Below are 19598 nucleotides of genomic sequence, written 5' to 3' on the forward strand. Positions count from 1 at the left end.
AGCGGGTTCGGCAGATAAGGACTTAGAGCTTGACTTCGATATCAACCCCAGCAGGCAGATCCAGTTTCATCAAAGCATCAATAGTTTTAGAAGAAGGCTGGTAAATATCGATAATTCTGCGATGGGTACGGCTTTCAAAATGCTCTCGTGAGTCTTTATCTACGTGGGGAGAACGAAGGACGCAATAAATACGTCGCTTAGTCGGCAAAGGGATAGGGCCAATAGCTGTGGCGTTAGTACGGTTGGCGGTATCCACAATTTTTTCGCAGGAAGTGTCGAGCAGTCTGCGATCAAAGGCTTTGAGACGAATGCGAATTTTTTGTTGCTGAATAGTAGCCATAGGTTTTAGAAGAATGGGTTGTCAAGGTACAGCGGCAAAAGCTTTGGAAACGAAAGGCAGGAGCAAACCTTGGAGGCTTACTCCTGCCCTTAGTACAGTAGACGAGAAGACTACTTCAGGATTTTAGAAACCACGCCAGCGCCCACAGTGCGTCCGCCTTCACGAATTGCAAAGCGCATGCCCTGCTCAATAGCGATGGGGTTAATAAGTTCGACGGTCATCTTGATGCGATCGCCGGGCATAACCATTTCAGCATCGCTACCATCGTCAGAGGTGAAGGCGATGATGCTACCGGTCACGTCGGTGGTGCGCACGTAGAACTGAGGCTTGTAGCCAGGGAAGAAGGGGGTGTGACGACCGCCCTCTTCCTTCTTGAGGATGTAAACCTCAGACTCAAACTGGGTATGAGGGGTGATGCTACCAGGCTTAGCCAACACCATGCCGCGCTCGATGTCCTCTTTTTGAAGACCTCTTAATAGCAGCCCAGCATTGTCACCGGCCATACCTTCTTCAAGGCTCTTTTTAAACATCTCAACCCCAGTAACAGTGGTGCTACGGGTATCGCGAATGCCGACCAACTCAACGGTTTCACCAACCTTGATTTTGCCGCGCTCAATTCGCCCGGTGGCTACAGTACCGCGACCTGTAATCGAGAACACGTCCTCAACAGCCATCAGGAAAGGCTTGTCGATATCGCGCTCAGGGGTGGGAATATAATCATCGACGCTGTCCATCAGCGCCAGGATTTTGTCGACCCACTCATTTTGACCACGGGTAATGGCAGGGGTAGCAGTTAGAGCCTCCACAGCCAGCAAAGCGGAGCCGGAGGTGATAGGAATATCATCACCAGGGAAGTCGTAGGAGCTGAGCAGTTCGCGAACCTCTAGCTCAACTAGCTCTAGCAGCTCTTCGTCATCAACTTGGTCTTGCTTGTTCAAGAACACCACAATGCTAGGTACACCCACCTGCTTAGCTAGCAGAATGTGCTCCCGAGTTTGGGGCATGGGGCCGTCAGCAGCGGAACAGACCAGGATGGCTCCGTCCATTTGAGCCGCGCCGGTGATCATGTTCTTGACGTAGTCAGCGTGTCCGGGGCAGTCAACGTGGGCGTAGTGGCGAGTCTCAGTCTCGTACTCCACGTGGGCGGTGTTGATGGTGATACCACGAGCCTTTTCTTCAGGTGCCGCATCGATCTCGTCATACTTGCGAGCTTTAGCGCCACCGGCTGCCGCCAGTGTCATGGTAATGGCAGCCGTCAGAGTGGTTTTGCCATGGTCAACGTGACCGATAGTGCCGATGTTGACGTGGGGTTTATTGCGTTGAAACTTTTCGCGTGCCATTTACGTTACGTGTCCTTTCCTTTCTAAGCGTTCCCAGTGTTTTTAGAGATAATGGCCTCAGCCACGTTTCGAGGAACCTCGCCATAGTGGCTAAACTCCATCGAAAAAATGCCCCGACCCTGCGTTTTAGAGCGGATGTCGGTAGCATAACCAAACATCTCAGCTAGGGGAACATGGGCTGTAACCTTTGCAACATCAACCTCTGTTCCCATACCCTCGATCTGGCCACGGCGGGAGTTTAAATCTCCCATGACGTCACCCAGAAAATCTTCTGGAACTTCAACCTCGACCTTCATGATCGGCTCTAGAAGGACGGGAGACGCCTGCATGACGGCTTCCTTCATCGCCATTGACCCGGCAATTTTAAAGGCCATCTCTGATGAGTCTACATCGTGGTAAGACCCATCGACCAGAGTAACCTTTAAATCAATCACGGGGTACCCAGCTAGGATACCAGATTCGCAGGCTTCTTTCATGCCCTGTTCAGCTGGGGAAACATATTCTTTAGGAATCGTTCCCCCAACGATTTTAGACACAAACTCAAAACCACTGCTTTCTTCAGAGGGTTCTACCTCAACCACCACGTGACCATACTGGCCTTTACCGCCGCTCTGACGAATAAACTTGCCTTCAGCTCTTGTAGCCTTGCGAATGGTTTCTCGGTAGGCCACCTGGGGAGCACCAATATTGGCTTCCACCTTAAACTCCCGCAGCATGCGGTCAACCAGAATATCAAGGTGCAGCTCACCCATGCCAGCGATCACGGTCTGGTTAGTCTCTGGGTTAGTGCTGACTCGAAAAGTGGGGTCTTCCTCCGATAGGGATTGCAGAGCCTTGGACAGCTTATCCATGTCTTGCTTGGTTTTGGGCTCTACCGCTACGGAGATAACCGGCTCGGGCACGAAGAGCGATTCCAGCACAATGGGATCCGCAGGGTCGCAAATGGTGTCACCAGTAAAGGTTTCTTTGAGTCCAATGGCAGCCCCCAGATCCCCGGCTCGTAATTCGTCAACTTCGATGCGATCGTCGGCTTTCAATACGATGAGGCGAGAAATTCGCTCTTTTTTGTCTTTGGTGGCGTTGTAAATATAGCTGCCCTTTTTGAGCACCCCAGAGTAGACCCGCACAAAGGTGAGGCGTCCGTAGGGATCGGCCATGATCTTAAACGCCAGGGCGGCTAGAGGCGCATCGTCGTTGGCAGGCCGCTCACCCAGTTCACCGTTGGGCAAATGCCCCTGAATCGGCGGCACCTCAATGGGAGAAGGTAGATAATCCACAACCGCGTCTAACAGCAGCTGCACCCCTTTGTTTTTGAAGGCAGAGCCACACAGAACCGGTACGATAGTGCCTTGAATTGTGCCCTTGCGCAGGGCAGTGGCAATTTCGGCTGAAGACAGCAGTTGCCCTTCAAAGTATTTTTCCATGAGGGCGTCGTCGGTCTCAGCCACCGCTTCAACTAGCTTGGCTCGATACTCCTCCGCCACATCTTGGACATCGGCTGGTATCTCGGTATCGTCAAAGCTTTGACCTAGATCGTCGTGATAGATGCGCGCGCGCATAGCAACCAAATCGACAACGCCCTGGAAGTCACCCTCAGCCCCAACGGGAATCTGAATCGGTACAGCATTTGCCCCTAAGCGATCGCGCAACTGACCGCACACTTTTAAGAAATCGGCTCCGGTGCGATCCATCTTGTTGACAAAGGCGATGCGAGGAACGCTATAGCGATTGGCTTGACGCCAAACGGTTTCTGATTGGGGCTGCACCCCTCCCACCGAATCAAATACAGCAATTACCCCGTCCAAGACGCGCATAGAACGCTCGACTTCAATGGTGAAGTCGACGTGACCAGGGGTGTCGATGATATTGATTTGGTGGTCTCGCCAGCTAGTAGTGATGGCCGCAGCCGTGATGGTGATCCCCCGTTCCCGCTCTTGCTCCATCCAGTCGGTAACGGCGGTACCTTCGTGAACCTCACCAATTTTGTGCACCATGCCTGAGTAGAACAGGATGCGCTCTGTGGTGGTGGTTTTACCAGCATCAATGTGTGCGGCAATCCCAATGTTTCTTACCCGCTCTAGGGGCGTTGTCCGTACCACAGCTCCCTCCTCCTTGCTCTATAGCCGATCGCTTCGGCAAACCCGAACAAACAAATTTATTCTAGGAAATAGAAACAGCGATCGCCAATTGAGCAGAAGCTCTACAACCACAATCACCGTTTCAACTTAGTACCGGTAGTGAGCAAAGGCCTTGTTCGCTTCTGCCATCCGGTGAGTCTCTTCACGCTTGCGGACTGCACCGCCCGTCTCGTTGGCCGCATCCATCAGTTCATTGGCCAGCTTGATAGCCATCGACTTGCCGGGGCGCTGGCGAGCGAACTGGGTCAACCAGCGCAACGCCAGGGCAACACTGCGCTCAGAGCGAACTTCCATGGGCACTTGATAGGTAGCACCGCCCACGCGACGGGCTTTTACCTCAACCAGAGGAGAAGCATTACGCACGGCCCGTTCAAAAACATCCAAGGGATCACCGCCACTGCGCTCTTTGATAATCGTGAAGGAGTTGTAGATGATTTTGTCAGCCAGAGACTTTTTACCGCTGGTCATCAGACGGCGGCTCATCATCGTGATAAGACGGCTGTTGTAGACAGAATCGGGCGGAATTGGGCGCTTTTGAATGACGGTGCGGCGAGACATGATTCAAGTTCCAGTGATTGAAGGCTAGCTACGCGGACAAAATGAACTCAATGCTTAAGAGTGGCAAACTCTAAAAACTAGGCCAGAGCAGCTCGTTACTTAAAAACAGCAAGAGCAAAGGGTTTAACTTGCAAACCAATGCATCCGACTGCGAAAGTTCTCGGCTGACCCAGCACTCTTGCCTATTTTTACGATTTAGGACGCTTGGCCCCGTACTTAGAACGCCCCTGACGGCGATCTTTTACGCCAGCGGTGTCAAGGGTGCCACGGATGATGTGGTAACGAACACCAGGGAGATCCTTAACCCGGCCACCACGAATCATGACTACGGAGTGTTCCTGAAGGTTGTGGCCAATGCCGGGGATGTAAGCGGTGACCTCAAACCCAGAGGTTAAGCGCACCCTAGCCACTTTCCGCAGAGCCGAGTTGGGCTTCTTAGGAGTGGTTGTATACACACGGGTACAAACCCCCCGACGCTGCGGACAGCTCTTTAGGGCAGGAGATTTGGTCTTTTTGTCGGCTTTTTGGCGCTCACTCCGGATGAGTTGCTGAATCGTGGGCATAGGACGCTTTTGCTGCTACGGCTGATAAGACTCAAGTTTTCACAAGATCTAATGCTACCACTCTGAAGAAGCTTTGGTCAAACGCCACAATCTACAGCTTGGAGCGTTGCTCGCTTGAGGTATTTAGATTGCTAGGGCGTTGGCAAATGAGCGGCGGTGCAGTCTTGAGTGACCGGAGTGTCAGCACTTAAGGCAAAGGCATTGCCACAGCCGCAAGTGCGCTGGGCCAAAGGATTGACAAAGCGAAACCCGCCACCCATCAAGTCTTCGGCGTAGTCAATGGTAAGGTCTTGGACTAAATCCACTTGGTCGATGGGCACTGCAAGGCTGATATCGCCGCAGGTTAGGGTCACCAGCGATCGCTGGGAGGCAATGTCAGCAGTCAGGCGGTAGGTCCAGTCGGCGCAGCCGCCTGGCTCAAGGGCAAGGTAGATCTGAAACAACTGAGACGAAGAGTCGGCTCCGTGGGCAGCATGCCGACGCAGCAGTCGTTTGAGTTCTTGGGCAGCAGCAGGACGAATTTGAACCATGGGAACTTGGCAGTAACGGTCAAAAAACGGCGATAATGCTGAGCTTAGCATCACCGCCGTTTTCACCGGGCTGGATTTAGCCACACAATAACCTAGAGATTTTCGGCCCTTGAATAGTCGTCCTGAAAACGAACAATATCGTCTTCGCCTAGGTACTCGCCATTTTGAACTTCGATCAGCACCAGGGGAATAACGCCAACATTCTCTAGACGGTGCTGGGTGCAGGGCGGTACGTAGGTAGACTGGTTGGTAGACAGAAGAATTTCGTTTGCGCCGCAAACCACTTTGGCGGTGCCAGATACCACAATCCAGTGCTCACTACGATGGTGGTGCATCTGTAGGCTAAGGCGGTGCCCAGGTTTGACTTCAATTCGCTTAATTTTGTAGCCTCGGCCCTCTTCGAGCACGGTATAAGAACCCCAGGGACGCAGCCCAGTTTCGGCAATTTCTTGGCCATTGCTGGTGGCCAGGGCCAACGCGGTGGGCTGAATCGACTCTTGTAGTTTTGGCATGCCGAATAATTCTCCTAGAACCTGAATGTATAAGACTGTGGCGGGATCAGCGACGTGGGAAAACCGCTTTTTCCTATGGTGCCCATTACGATTAGACTTTTGTTTTGGCCCAAGAGTTTCAAATGCACAAGACTCGGGCGAGGTTTTCAGGCAATAGTCTAACAAGCGCACACTGGCAGAGCGGAGCAACTGGGCAGGGCAGGACACAAAAACACAAATTCTTTATACCTACTTTGAGGTTTTAAAGAATTTGGGGCAGGGGCTAAGGCGCTGCAACCCCAAAAGCTACGGAAAAAACAATCCGATGCCGTTGTTGACCCTAGCTGCTGTGCGGGGGGAGCGATTGATGAGCCGACCGCCTAAATAGAGGCTGGCGGAGCTACCGCCGTCTAGATTGAGGGCGTTGGTGCTACCCAGCTGAAGCATGATTTGAGCCAGCTGATCGAGGGTAGGGCCTGGGCCTTGGGGGCTATTGTGGACGGCGACCAGCAGAATTTCGCCGGTGGCGGTGAGGCCGATGGCGCTGCGGGGGGCTGCCTGAGTGCCAAAGGCCGCGCTGAACTGCTCTAGCTGGGCATTGAGCACAAGGGCGCGATCGCGGATCAGCAACGGCCCACCACCAATTAAGTTGGGAAAGGGAGCCATCGTCGCGGGTAGGAGATCAGACGCGATGGTAACCCGCTGCCCCGGTGGCATGGCTTGGGCAGCGGTAGCGTAGGATCGCAGGGCCAGTAGATAGCCGTTGGGGGGGATTGAAATTCCTCCAGGGCCAATGGTGGCCGCAGGCTGCTGGGCCGTAACCACGTCATCTACCACCGTAACCACGGTTTCGCTTTCGATCACAGGACGGTAGGTTGCCCCCCAGGCAGGGGTGTAGAGGCCGATGCCTGCTTGCACATAGCCGCTGTTGATCGCCAGCACTGGATAGGTTTGACCGCTAGCAGTAGTAAGAGTCTGCTGTAGAGCCAGTCGCTCCATACGCACCTGGCCCTGGTCGTTCCACCCCACCACGCCACGGCTGAGGATGGGGCCTGAGATCCAGGTGTTGTTGGCCCTTACGGCCCCGAGGGGATATTGGTTATTACGGTTAAAGAACCCGGCGTTGATGGCAGCGGCGGCCTGCCACCTTTGGGCAATGGTCGTCAACGGAGCGGTGCCCGTCGCCGTGGTGGGATCAGTCCAAATGGGTCGCAGGCTAGTCTGGGTCGGGTCAATTTGTAAGTAATAGACGGGAAACGGCTGACCGGCGACGGAGACATAGCGCTGCTGCCAGCGCAATCCAGGAGCCCAAGCAATGCTGTGGAGCTGAAGGTGGTCGGCACGAATATCGATCGCGATCTGGTGAGGATTGACCTGGGTGACTAGACGGGGCGGGTAACTGGTGCTGGCCTGGAGGCGGATGCCGCCATTTGTGGGAGAAACGGTCAACGCTCCTAGATAAGATCCGGCGGGGGCGGCGATCGCATCCTCAATCACCCGGTTGTCAGCGGTAGCTCCCAAAGTGAGGGTCAGGGCATCGGCACTGTCGGCCAAGGCAGCGGGCACTGGGCCTGACAGGTCTACAATTAAGCGCTCACCGCCAGGTTGAGCAATGCGTCGCAGCCCTACCACCTGGGCCGGAGCAGTGGTAATCTGCAACGTGCCCGCCTGGGGCTGCACCTGCCAGCCATAGCGGGTAGCCAGGGGCATGATGTCAAGAAACCGATAGCCGCCCTGAACCCAGGCGGAGAGTTCCACAGGGCTGCCAGGCTCGGTAAACCACTGCACGGGCTGCCGACTGGGGTCACTATTGTTGAGTAGGGTGGCCCCTAGGTACGCAGTCAAGCCGTAGTCGGCCAGGCCAATTTGACCATTGGCCATTATCCAGGGAACGGTAACGGGATTGCCGTTGATAGTCAAGGTTTGGCCTTGGGCGACAGGGGCCACAGCAGCACCGGCTATGGCTGTCTCAGCCGTTGGCGAGGCAGGGGGAACCGCTAGAATAGGAGCGGGGGCGATCGCTGCCACAGCACTCAGACCCAGCCAGCCAATCCAGCCTCCCACCACCCAGCGGTGCCCCAGGCAAAAGCGAGAACGTAAGGTCAAGGTCGGCCATTTAACCATAGAAACCATCGCGGTATAGGGTCTAATGCTGACGGGGCAAAGCGAAGAATTACGAGGCCATCAAATGCTGTCTGTGGAGGATTTTGAAGCAATCGCTACCGTTACTGCCGCTTAATTCTAAGAAGCTGTGTCTACATGCTATGACTAAGGTTTGTAAACTACTGATAAAGTCTGTAAATTACAAATCAAGCACTAAGTGCACTAATGCTTTATGACTAGGGCCATTCCCCCTAGTTCCCTCCATAGACCGAGATAATTGACCAAGTTGCAGGCACTGCCCCTAAGCCTGCCCGGGGTTGATTGAATCACTTGAAATCAGGCACTTAATTCTGGCCTGTTTTCTGGACACGACCTGCGCTTCGATTTAGAGGCTCTGCCGTCTTGCTGTGGGATGTGTGCTGTTAGGCTAGTTCTCCCAGCCAAATCCGTTGCTCTGCTTTTACCACACCTTCGTTGTTTCCTATTCCATGGGACGTACACCTGTGAATCACCCCTACCAACCTCGGCAGCACACCCGTTCTGAATGGCCAAATTGGGGGCCAAAGTCGCTAGTCGAAGAACGTGATGCTTGTGGCGTGGGCTTTTTGGCCGATCGCCAGAACCGCGCCAGCCACGATTTAGTGGCTAAAGCCCTAGCGGCCCTCGACTGCATGGAGCACCGGGGCGGCTGCTGCGCCGACCAGGATTCTGGCGACGGGGCCGGGGTGATGACGGCCATTCCATGGGCGGTGCTCGATCGCTGGGCAGAGGAGCAGGGGTATGGGTCGCTAGAGAGCGATCGCACCGGCGTAGCGATGATCTTTCTGCCCAACCACAGTGAGACGGCGGCCTTTGTGCGCGACACCTTTAACCAGGTGGTCAGAGAGGAAGGACTGAGCGTGGTGGGATGGCGCTCGGTGCCTGTCAATCCTGACGTGCTGGGGCCTTTGGCAAAGCAGTACCAACCACGCATTGAGCAGTTGGTGATCGCCTCAGCCGCAGAGACCGGCGACGATCTGGAGCGTCGGCTTTACCTAGTGCGTCGTCAGGTGCTGCATCTGGTGGCCAAGGCAGCCATCAATTCTGACCAGCTAGGGGCGGCTTCTGTAGCCGATCTGAAAGAGTTCTATGTGTGCTCCTGCTCCTGCCGCACGATTGTCTACAAGGGCATGGTGCGATCGGCGGTGCTAACAGCCTTTTATGACGACCTCCGCGATCCCGACTACATTAGCTCGTTTGCTGTGTATCACCGTCGGTTTAGCACCAATACGATGCCTAAGTGGCCCCTGGCCCACCCCATGCGGCTGCTGGGTCACAACGGTGAAATCAATACCCTGGTGGGCAACATCAATTGGATGGTGGCGCGCCAGGCCGATCTCCACCATCCGGTGTGGGGCGATCGCGTAGATCTGCTCAAGCCCATTGTCAACGCCGAGAACAGCGACTCCGCTAACCTCGACAACGTTATGGAGTTACTGGTGCGATCGGGCCGTTCACCTCAAGAAGCCCTGATGATGATGGTGCCCGAGGCCTACAACAACCAGCCCGAGCTAGACGCCTATCCCGAAATCATCGATTTCTACGACTACTACAGCGGCCTGCAAGAGCCCTGGGATGGCCCAGCGCTAGTTGTCTTTAGTGACGGCACTCAGGTGGGAGCCACCCTCGATCGCAACGGCCTGCGTCCGGCCCGCTACATCGTCACCAAAGACGATTTGCTGATGGTGTCGTCGGAGGCAGGCGTGCTCGATGTAGCCCCCGCAGACATCGTAGAAAAGGGTCGTCTTGGCCCCGGCCAGATGATTGCAGTCGATCTACAGAGTCAGGAAATTCTCAAAAATTGGGCCATTAAGCAGCGGGTGGCCACTCGGCACCCCTACGGCCAGTGGCTGAAGGACAACCGAGCCGAGATCCAGCCTCAGCTATTTACGGAGGCGACCCTCTACCCCGCCGCCGATCTGTTGCCTCAGCAGAGCGCCTTTGGCTACACCGTCGAAGACGTCGACATGATCATTCAGGACATGGCAGCCCAGGGTAAAGAACCCACCTTCTGCATGGGCGACGATACGCCCCACGCCGTGCTGTCAGAGAAGCCCCACCTGCTCTACGACTACTTTAAGCAGCGCTTTGCCCAGGTCACCAACCCGGCCATTGACCCTCTGCGCGAGCGATTGGTGATGTCACTGACTACCCAGCTTGGTGCCCAGGGCAACCTGCTGGATGAGCAGCCCGAGTACGCCCACTTGCTCAAGCTGGAAAGCCCGGTGATCAATGAGGTGGAGCTAGAGCAAATTCACGGGTCGGGCTTTGCCACCGCCACCCTATCTACGCTGTACGCTACTGCGGATGGCCCAATGGGTTTGGCAAAGGCGGTGGCAGCGTTGTGCGATCGCGCCGACGCCGCCGTTAAAGCCGGTAAGACAATTGTGGTGCTGAGCGATCGCGTTGACGCCCAGGGCAACCCGACCCCTCTCAGTGCCGAGGTCAGCTACATTCCTCCCCTACTGGCGGTGGGCGCGGTGCATCACCACCTGATTCGCGGCGGGTTGCGCATGCGGGCCTCCCTGGTGGTCGATACGGCCCAATGTTGGAGCACCCACCACTTTGCCTGCCTAATTGGCTATGGGGCCAGCGCCGTGTGCCCCTACCTAGCGCTAGAGTCGGTGCGCCACTGGTGGGCCGACAGCCGCACCCAAAAGCTGATGGAAACGGGCAAGCTGTCGGTGATCACCCTCAACGGTGCCCAGGACAACTACCGCAAGGCGGTGGATGCGGGCCTGCTGAAAATTCTTTCGAAGATGGGTATCTCGCTAATTACCAGCTATCGAGGGGCGCAGATTTTCGAGGCCATCGGCATCGGCCCCGACTTGCTGGATCTAGCCTTCCGGGGCACCACCTCTCGATTGGGGGGGCTTTCTGTCATAGATTTGGCCCAAGAGACGATTCAATTCCACCAGCGGGCCTTTCCTGAGCTATCGGCCAAGCGCCTGCAAAATATGGGCTTTGTGCAATCGCGACCCAGCGGGGAATACCACATGAACAACCCCGCCATGAGCAAACTGCTGCACAAGGCGGTAGCCGATCGCCAGTACGACCACTACGAGCTATACCGCGCCCAGCTCGAAAATCGCCCGCTCAGCGCCCTGCGGGATTTGCTGGAATTTGAGAGCGATCGCCAGCCCATTGCCATCGACCAAGTAGAGTCGGCAGAGGCGATTATGCGCCGCTTCTGCACCGGGGGCATGTCCCTGGGAGCGCTGTCGCGTGAGGCCCACGAAGTGTTGGCGGTGGCGATGAACCGCATCGGCGGCAAGTCAAACTCTGGCGAAGGGGGCGAAGACCCGGTGCGCTTTAAGGTGCTCGCCGATGTCGATGCTGAGGGCAACTCGCCCACCTTCCCCCACCTGCGGGGGCTCAAGAATGGCGACACCGCCAGTTCTGCCATCAAGCAGGTGGCCTCAGGGCGCTTTGGGGTCACCCCCGAATACCTGATGCACGCCGACCAGATTGAGATCAAACTGGCCCAGGGGGCCAAGCCCGGCGAGGGAGGTCAGCTACCCGGCAAAAAGGTGAGCCCCTACATCGCCATGCTGCGCCGCTCAAAGCCTGGGGTAGCGCTGATCTCACCGCCTCCCCACCACGACATCTACTCTATTGAAGACCTGGCCCAGCTAATTTTTGACCTGCACCAGATCAACCCTAAGGCCGGAGTATCGGTGAAGCTGGTGTCTGAAGTGGGCATCGGCACTATCGCCGCCGGGGTCGCCAAGGCCAACGCCGACGTGATTCAGGTGTCGGGTCATGACGGGGGCACCGGAGCCTCGCCCCTCAGCTCGATTAAGCACGCCGGGGTGCCCTGGGAACTGGGCCTCACCGAGGTACACAAGGTGCTGATGGACAACGAGCTGCGCGATCGCGTCACCCTGCGCGTCGATGGCGGCCTCAAAACCGGGTGGGATGTTGTCATGGGTGCCCTAATGGGAGCCGAAGAATTTGGCTTTGGCTCTATCGCCATGATCGCCGAGGGCTGCATTATGGCGCGGGTCTGCCACACCAACAACTGTCCAGTGGGGGTCGCTACCCAAAAAGAAGAGCTGCGCCAGCGGTTTACCGGCGTGCCTGAGCACGTGGTGAATTTCTTCTTCTACATTGCCGAAGAGGTGCGATCGCTGCTGGCTCGCTTGGGCTACAGCTCCCTGATTGACATTGTGGGCCGGGCCGATCTGCTCCGGCCCCGCACAGATGTCTCCCTGGCTAAAACCAATGCCCTCGATCTCACCACCCTGATGGATCTGCCCGACGGGCGGGGCGATCGCACCTGGCTAAACCACCCAGCCGTCCACAGCAATGGCCCGGTGCTCGACGACGACATGCTGGCCGATGCTGATATTCAGCACGCTATTCAGAACCAGGGCACGGTGACCAAAACCTATAGCGTGGCCACCACCGATCGCACGATTGGGGCTCGGGTTGCTGGAGCGATCGCCGAAAAGTACGGCAACAGCGGGTTTGAAGGACAGCTCAACCTCAACTTTGAGGGCAGCGCCGGTCAGAGTTTTGGGGCGTTTAACCTACCCGGTATGACCCTAACCCTCGTGGGCGAGTCTAATGACTACGTCGGCAAGGGTATGCACGGCGGCGAAATTGTCATCAAGCCCCCCGCTGGCATTACCTACGATCCCGCGACCAACGTGATTGTTGGCAACACCTGCCTGTACGGGGCTACCGGCGGTACCCTTTATGCCTTGGGCACCGCTGGCGAACGCTTTGCCGTGCGCAACTCCAAAGGGCAAGCGGTGATTGAGGGCGCTGGAGATCACTGCTGTGAATACATGACTGGTGGTGTAGTTGTTGTGCTTGGGCCGGTGGGCCGTAACGTAGGGGCCGGCATGACCGGCGGCCTAGCCTACTTCCTAGACGAAACCGGCGGTTTTCCAGTGCGAGTCAACCCCGAAATTGTCAACGTTCAGCGGGTCATTACCCCTGCGGGGAAAGCCCAGCTCAAAATGCTAATTGAGGCTCACCTAGCTCACACCGGCAGCCCTAAGGCTAAGGCCGTTTTAGACAACTGGAACGACTACTTGCCTCAGTTCTGGCAGGTGGTACCGCCCTCGGAGGCTGATACTCCAGAAGCCAACCCTGATACGGCTGAGGCCGAAAAGGTTCTCAGTCCCAGTCAGTCGTAGTGCCAAGCGTGAACCGACATCGGGGGTGTTGCTGATGTCGGTTCACGCTCAACCGCACGCGCGCATCCCTCTGCTCTGGCCACATTAAAATAGGGGCCAGTCCTGGTATCGCTTTGTGTTAAGGTAGATCTCTAGTTTTGGCATGTCGTGGGTAACGAATGCCGGTGCGGGCAGATTGTCCGGCTTGAGATTTTGATTGGCCTCAAGGCCTGCTTAAGCCTGAGATCAGGGTTATATCCCTGCTGTAGGTGCCGTGTCCTTGTTTACTGATCTCGTCTGCCCTGTTGTCTGAGGTTATTGAATGTCTAAGCGTCGCAACCCGAAAAAAGAAAAAGCATTACGCAACCAGGCCTATGCCCGCAAGTTCCGCAAGAAGCGGACGGGTAATCAGCGCTTCTTCCGCCGCAACAACACTGGCGCAACGGATGAGGACAACACCGAAGACAAAGAGAATAGCGAATACTCTAATAACAACGCCTAGAGCTGCGCTATCTCAACACTGTGGCAATTAGCTGCGCGGCTTGACGGCCTGAGGCGATCGCGCCCTCAACATTTCCTCCGCTGCACCAGTCACCGCAACCCACTAGCGTTGCCACCGCTGGAGAAGACAGCACCGGAGAGCCTAGGGGCTGGCGCACAAAACCGTAGCGCCAGCGGTGAACCTGCATCCAGGTTGGGGAACTGAGCCAAGACGCCAAACTCTTTGCCGTAGCAGCGAGTAGCTCCTGGCCAACCGACTCTAGATCAGAGCGATCGATGTTGCTGGCCGCGAAAGCCGCACTGCTGTGCATTACCACCACCAGCTCTTGAGGGTCGGTACGTTTGCCGCTGTCTAAAGCAACCCAGCGCAAGATCGGGTGTTTGTTGCCAACTATCATCCAGCCGTTCTGAGAGGTTTGAGCCGGAAGACTGGCAGATTGATCAGGGCTATACCCAGCCATGGTGGTGATGACGGCTTCAAACTCTACGTTCTGAAGCTGGTGTCTGAGGTTGGCCAGGCCTTCGTGTTGAAGAGCAGCCCTATCCATCAGAGTGGCGGCTTGTGGGGCAGGAGTCGCTACAACCACAGCCTTAGCTTCGATTGAGCTAGGTTGTTCCTGGCGATCGCCGCTCAAAGTCACTCCTTCAATTCGCCAGCCCTGGGGTAGCGGAGTTAGCGCTGTAGCGCGCCAGTGGTGATGAATAGTGAGCCCTAGAGCCAAAGCTTTGGCAACAGCGCTCATGCCCTGGGGCGCTATATAAAATGTTTCTGGCGACATTGCCTTGAGGGAACCGGCGGCCTCCAGGGTAAACGTCTCTGGCTCCCAGGGCTGTAGGACACCAGCTTCTAGGAGTGTGGGCAAGCAACTGAGCGTGGAGTCAGAAAAAGGCTGTAGATACCGACAACCATGATCTATGGTCGTAACACCACGGCGGCGAGTGGCTAAGCGCCCCCCAAGCCCGCGAGACTTATCGACCACTATCACCCGGTGTCCGCCTTGCTGAAGCTGACGGGCTGCTGTCAGGCCGCTAATACCCGCTCCGATGACCACTACATCTTCCATACCCATTTCTGCCAAATTTTGGTGTGTAGCCGTTGCTCAACATCCTATCTTGGGGAATTGTGTAAAAATGTAAGACAGTTTTTAAATATGGTGATGCCCAGTGGATGAGCTGAGGTCTGCCCTGGAGCTAGCAACAGACGAAGAACTTGAGGCCCTAACAGAAATGTTGTTTCGGCCACGCTTTAACCCACTAGATTACCTGCAAAAAGCCGACCCACTGACGGTACAAAGCGGTTCGCGGCAGCAGTGGCTCGATCGCCTAGAACAGCGCTTTCGGTTTTTGGCGGCGGATGGGCTGACGGTGATCAACGGCCAGAGCCAGCGAGTCAGCTATCGCCAGGCGCTGATTCAGATTTGCCATTACCTCAAGGTGCCTTACTTGTCCGCTTGGTCTACCGACGATTTAGAGGCAGAGGTGTTCTTGCACCTGCTACGCAGCAATCTCAAGAAGCTGCCAAAAGCAGAGCGCGATCGCCTACAGCAATCGATTCAAACATCTTTACAGGGGTCAGCCCAGTTTCAATCCTTACCCCTAGCCTTGCAGGCTAACCCTTTAAGTCTATTGGCCAAGGGCAGTAGTGCCGTGGCAATTAGCACAGTCCTACAGCCTTGGCTGCTTCAGCATATTGCTCAGCAAATGGCTTTCCATGTGGCCCGCTACGAAATAACCCGGCAGGCCGTGATTAAAGGGGGCGGCACAATGTTGACCCAAGTACACCGGCAGTTTGCTCTACGCATGGCCTCCCGAGGGGTAGCCACTAGTGCCGCTCGTTACAGCGCTACTCGAGCCGTATTTTCGGTGCTAGGGCCAGCGCTGTGGGGCTGGTTTTTAGCTGATTTGGGCTGGCGAGCGATCGCAACTAACTACGGTCGAGTCATTCCTGTCGTGTTTACCCTAGCTCAAATTCGCCTAACCCGCTCTGACGATTGGGACTTAGCTCCAGGATAGGAGCAAACAACCTATACCTCTTGCTAATTGCCCTGCCAGTGGGACGCCATGCCTGACGCAAACCCGAGACCCAAAACCCACTACGACCAATTAGGGGTTAAGCCTACTGCTAGCCCTCAACAAATTCGGCGCGCCTTTCGTGACCTCAGCAAGCTCTACCACCCCGATACCACTGACTTGCCCGCCACCGAGGCAACTGAAAAGTTTCAGCAGCTCAACGAAGCCTACGCCATTCTCAGCAGCCCCGATCGGCGTTGGACTTATGACCAGAAAGTAGGCTACTCTCGCATATCAGTCATGCAGCCTTTGGAGCCACTAAGTCGTCCAGCAGCCCTCCAGCGACGAGAGCCTGCCAACATGTATCTCGATCCTACTGATCGCCCTCTATCAGCTGGAGAAATTTTTGCCCTATTTATTTTAGGGATCACCTTTGTAGCTTGCCTAGCCTTAGTGGTCACCGTCAGCCTGACCCGAGGCGACTATACCGCCAATCTAGAGACATTACCCATGCAGTCCAGCCCTGACATTGAAGTGATTCCAGATCTACAGTCAGAAGCAGAATTTTCAGCAGGGGATACCTCTCTAAAAGCACCTTCCCTTCCAAAAGCGCTGCCTAGCCCAAGATCCCTGCCATCTGCACCACCCACCTGGCTGTAGATACGTATTGCTATTTACTCCTTATTCCTGTGACCCACGGCTATGGCACTTCCCTCCGCAACCACACCTCTCTATAACTACCCGCTGCCCGACATCGAAGCTTGGCTACGACAGCAGGGTTGTACCCAAGACAGCGATGCCCCCCACTGTTGGCACGTGATTCGTTCCCGATGGGAAGCTGAGATTCTACTTGAAACCGACTGCATTGTGGTGCGCTATATCAGTGCCGGGTCAGACAACAAAGACATTCAGCGCGTGTTTAAGTATTCCTTAAGCCGACAAGATTTGGAAGCGGCTATTTTCTCCGGCCCTTAGGAGTAAAATTTACTATTTGGCACATCACATCAGATTATGCTGTCAGCCTAGATAGCATAGGCAAGACGAGTTCTAGAAGGTCGTTTTAGAAAATTCGTTCTGCATCATTAGACATTTAATGCTACAGAACAGCCTCTTTTTATAAGGAGATTTGGAATTACTTCCCAAAAATAATTTGAAGAATATTGCCCATTTCTAAGGAAAGGGTAAAAGTTTTTAAATCACTTCTACACTTTTTGCCCTAGATAATAAGTTGCCTCGCCAAGCGCCTTAACCCGATCTAGGTGCAGCCCAAGACCCACCAAATTAGTTTTCATCAAAATAGATCATAAGTGTTGCTGAACAGAAGGCTAAACAGTTTTCTAGATAACTACTAAAGCTTCTGTTTTTAGTGGGGGTTGCATACTTTTTTTGAGGCGTGCACTTTCATGCTTTCGTCGGTCATTAGATCCTGCACGGAAAATTGGCTCAATAAACATTAAGAGCAGATCGTGCTTGCATAACCCTGTCGATAAATCGCACTTAGCCGCGATGCTGGCCTGAGAGAAAGAGGTCAGTCTTGCAACCTAGGGAAGGCTACGTTAAGTATTTTTCGTCACATTTTACTCCAGCTTTATAAAGGCATTTCGTGTATACACATGGCTAAGCCATTGATTGCCATCAAGCCCATGCCGACATAAGAAGTTTCACAGAAGGCCTATATTTTTTTGAGTGTTATTTACAGGCACTTCACAAAGCTGCCGCAAGATCGTGATTAAATTTAGGTTAATAGAAGGCAAAGAGAAGTTATATCCAGATTATGGAAAGCTGTTTAAGGAGGACTTTCGTTCTGTAGAACTTGTCCAGACTGGTCAGCTTCGTACCCAGTTTTGGTTCCCGTTAATAGGCGCAATGTTGGCGCTGCGGTCTACAAAGCCTCGCATGTGCGCTTCTAGGAAGGCAATTTCTCTCGACAGACGTTGGTACGTCTACATTCAAAAAATCTGTCCCAAAAAACATCTTTTACACTTTTTTAGGAGGAGATATGACAGCTTTAAATGAATCTCAAACTGAGATCCACCAGAAAAGTAATCAACATAGATACAATATTTGGCTAAACTTTATTGTTGCGCTACTAGCTACCAATCTGCTCAGTATTTATATCGTTACTGATGGCAACACTGACTTAGGATTCGTGTTCCAGGAAGATGGTGTTCTTGAGAGCTTAAGCGCCGTCTTCTATTTTTTGGCTGCGGGCATTTTTGCTTTTGGTTTTAAAGCTAAAACTGCTCCTCTAAGGTTTTGGTGCCTATTTTTTGCGGTTCTGCTATTTATGGTTGGCGGTGAAGAAATTAGCTGGGGCCAGCGCGTCTTCGGCATCGCCACTCCGGAGTCTTTAGAATCTGTCAATCTTCAAAATGAGTTCAACATTCATAATATTGATGGAATTCATCAACATGTTCGTATGGTTGGGGTGGCTTTTGTAGGACTCTTCTGTTTTCTTATTCCCATCTCAAATCGTGTCAGTCAGAAAATGAATCAATTCTACGTCCAATGGGGCGTGCCTCTGTTTCCTCTAAATATGGCTTGGCTAGTCGTGCTTTCTATACTATTTATGGTTATCCCACGAGCCATCAATTTGCCAGAAATTTTTGTTCTAGATGAAATTGGGGAATTCCTGCTTTCCTTTGCCTGGATTCCTTTTGCCCTCAATAATTCTTTAGGCGCTCGTTTTAACAGGTTGGAGTACAACCCCTAGACCCAAAGGTTTTTTCGCTCCTAAACCCCAAAATCTGCCAGGGTTGAGAGCCTTGTTAGCACCACCGGAATCTCAACTGCTCAAATAAAGTAAAGTAGTGTGCGGAACAGCGAACTGTTCCGCACACTACTTTACTTTATTTGAGAATGCGGATGAAAGGACTTGAACCTTCACGTCCGAAGACACTAGAACCTAAATCTAGCGCGTCTACCAATTCCGCCACATCCGCGTTCGGTCATTTAGCATAGCAAACAACGGCGGACTATGGGAACCTTTAAACCCGTTTTTTAAAACTATTTTTTTAGCTCAGGCCAAGACGTACGAGTTGAGCTGGCTCACCAATTCTGACGGAAGATTGCTGGGACGGTAACTAGCGCCTAATGCCTGCCAGCGCTGAAATACACTGTGGTGGAGAACCGCATCCGGAGGAATGTTACGGCGGTGGAGACCTGTCAGTCGCAACAGCCAAGAGATAGGTTCTACGGGGACTAAAGCCGTTGGGTTTGGGCGAATGCTAAGTGCCTGAGATAATAGCTGCCATCTGTCGCTAGCCACACCCTTTGAAGGAACGGCGGTGCTGGGGCGTGGGGCCTAGCGTTTGCAGAGCTAGGCGATGGGCAGAGCTGCCATAGCCTTTGTTACGAGCTAGGTGGTAACCGGGATAGCGGCGATCGAGGCGCACAATGAGGCGATCGCGCCATACCTTAGCCAAGATACTGGCGGCGGCAATCTCGGTGTGAATGCGATCGCCTTGTACCACCGTTTGCTGGGGGCAGGGTAAGTGAGGAATAGGCTGATTGCCGTCAACTAGACAGAGATCTGGCAGAGTAGACAGGCGACACAATGCCCGATACATCGCTAAAAGACTGGCATGGAGAATATTCAGTCGCTCAATGTCGTGGATGGTGGCTAAGCCCAGGGCATAGTCTGTGGCCAGCCGCTGGATAGGCTCCACCAAGCTTTCGCGGCGGGCTGCGCTCAGGCGCTTGCTGTCGGTCACCCCTAGCGCCTGAAGCTGCCCACAGGCCTGCGGCGACAGCACCACCGCCGCTGCTACCACTGGCCCAAATAGACACCCTCGCCCCACCTCATCGACCCCGGCAATCTTAGCCGCCGGGGAATGCTCAAAAGTCTCAGGGGTCAAAA

The 19598-nt window shown here is 54.4% G+C and carries 16 protein-coding genes and 1 tRNA gene; 6 read left to right on the forward strand and 11 right to left on the reverse strand.

What is annotated here, in order from left to right; all coding sequences use genetic code 11:
- Positions 1-22: 22 nt before the first annotated feature.
- From rpsJ to H6G07_RS00470, 8 genes are all read right to left on the reverse strand, one after another.
- Complete coding sequence (rpsJ, locus tag H6G07_RS00435) at positions 23-340, reverse strand: 30S ribosomal protein S10 (RefSeq protein WP_017300626.1); 318 nt, start codon at positions 338-340, stop codon at positions 23-25.
- A gap of 110 nt (positions 341-450) precedes the next feature.
- Positions 451-1680 (reverse strand): elongation factor Tu, encoded by a 1230-nt coding sequence (gene tuf, locus H6G07_RS00440; RefSeq protein WP_073606929.1) that lies wholly within the window; start codon positions 1678-1680, stop codon positions 451-453.
- A 23-nt stretch (positions 1681-1703) separates the two neighbouring features.
- Complete coding sequence (fusA, locus tag H6G07_RS00445) at positions 1704-3779, reverse strand: elongation factor G (protein WP_073606928.1); 2076 nt, start codon at positions 3777-3779, stop codon at positions 1704-1706.
- 126 nt (positions 3780-3905) lie between these two features.
- A complete protein-coding gene (rpsG, locus tag H6G07_RS00450; protein WP_073606927.1) occupies positions 3906-4376 on the reverse strand; it encodes a 30S ribosomal protein S7 in 471 nt (156 codons plus the stop codon).
- 188 nt (positions 4377-4564) lie between these two features.
- Positions 4565-4939 (reverse strand): 30S ribosomal protein S12, encoded by a 375-nt coding sequence (gene rpsL, locus H6G07_RS00455; protein WP_073606926.1) that lies wholly within the window; start codon positions 4937-4939, stop codon positions 4565-4567.
- 131 nt (positions 4940-5070) lie between these two features.
- Entirely contained in the window at positions 5071-5469 is a 399-nt protein-coding gene (locus tag H6G07_RS00460) for a HesB/IscA family protein (RefSeq protein ID WP_073606925.1), read from the reverse strand.
- A gap of 92 nt (positions 5470-5561) precedes the next feature.
- On the reverse strand, positions 5562-5981 hold the full coding sequence (locus tag H6G07_RS00465; RefSeq protein ID WP_073606924.1) for a cupin domain-containing protein: 420 nt from the start codon (positions 5979-5981) through the stop codon (positions 5562-5564).
- A 285-nt stretch (positions 5982-6266) separates the two neighbouring features.
- Entirely contained in the window at positions 6267-8066 is a 1800-nt protein-coding gene (locus H6G07_RS00470; RefSeq protein WP_171972949.1) for a phosphodiester glycosidase family protein, read from the reverse strand.
- A gap of 485 nt (positions 8067-8551) precedes the next feature.
- On the opposite strand from H6G07_RS00470, the gene gltB reads away from it, so the two are divergent.
- Positions 8552-13249, forward strand: coding sequence for a glutamate synthase large subunit (gltB, locus tag H6G07_RS00475; RefSeq protein WP_073606922.1), 4698 nt, complete (start codon positions 8552-8554; stop codon positions 13247-13249).
- Between the two features lie 301 nt (positions 13250-13550).
- Positions 13551-13730, forward strand: coding sequence for an Asl3888 family RNA-binding protein (locus H6G07_RS00480; RefSeq protein WP_073606921.1), 180 nt, complete (start codon positions 13551-13553; stop codon positions 13728-13730).
- A 7-nt stretch (positions 13731-13737) separates the two neighbouring features.
- Here H6G07_RS00480 and H6G07_RS00485 read toward each other — a convergent pair whose 3' ends face one another.
- Positions 13738-14808, reverse strand: coding sequence for an NAD(P)/FAD-dependent oxidoreductase (locus H6G07_RS00485; protein WP_277882032.1), 1071 nt, complete (start codon positions 14806-14808; stop codon positions 13738-13740).
- Positions 14809-14893: 85 nt separating this feature from the next.
- On the opposite strand from H6G07_RS00485, the gene H6G07_RS00490 reads away from it, so the two are divergent.
- The 4 genes from H6G07_RS00490 to H6G07_RS00505 all read left to right on the forward strand — a co-directional run bounded on the left by H6G07_RS00490 (position 14894) and on the right by H6G07_RS00505 (position 18452).
- Positions 14894-15742 carry a YaaW family protein gene (locus tag H6G07_RS00490; RefSeq protein ID WP_073606919.1) on the forward strand — a complete coding sequence of 283 codons (849 nt, stop codon included), beginning with the start codon at positions 14894-14896 and terminating at the stop codon, positions 15740-15742.
- Between the two features lie 48 nt (positions 15743-15790).
- Positions 15791-16399 (forward strand): J domain-containing protein, encoded by a 609-nt coding sequence (locus tag H6G07_RS00495; RefSeq protein ID WP_073606918.1) that lies wholly within the window; start codon positions 15791-15793, stop codon positions 16397-16399.
- 42 nt (positions 16400-16441) lie between these two features.
- Positions 16442-16714, forward strand: a complete 273-nt coding sequence (locus tag H6G07_RS00500) for a DUF3143 domain-containing protein (RefSeq protein ID WP_073606917.1) — start codon at positions 16442-16444, stop codon at positions 16712-16714.
- A 1024-nt stretch (positions 16715-17738) separates the two neighbouring features.
- On the forward strand, positions 17739-18452 hold the full coding sequence (locus H6G07_RS00505; RefSeq protein WP_073606916.1) for a hypothetical protein: 714 nt from the start codon (positions 17739-17741) through the stop codon (positions 18450-18452).
- A gap of 147 nt (positions 18453-18599) precedes the next feature.
- Here H6G07_RS00505 and H6G07_RS00510 read toward each other — a convergent pair.
- Positions 18600-18681: transfer RNA gene (locus H6G07_RS00510), tRNA-Leu, on the reverse strand.
- A 318-nt stretch (positions 18682-18999) separates the two neighbouring features.
- Complete coding sequence (locus H6G07_RS00515) at positions 19000-19596, reverse strand: ribonuclease HII (RefSeq protein ID WP_073606915.1); 597 nt, start codon at positions 19594-19596, stop codon at positions 19000-19002.
- Between the last annotated feature and the right edge of the window lie 2 nt (positions 19597-19598).

Origin of the sequence: Phormidium tenue FACHB-1052 (assembly GCF_014696675.1) — a bacterium.
GTDB lineage: Bacteria > Cyanobacteriota > Cyanobacteriia > Phormidesmidales > Phormidesmidaceae > Nodosilinea > Nodosilinea tenuis_A.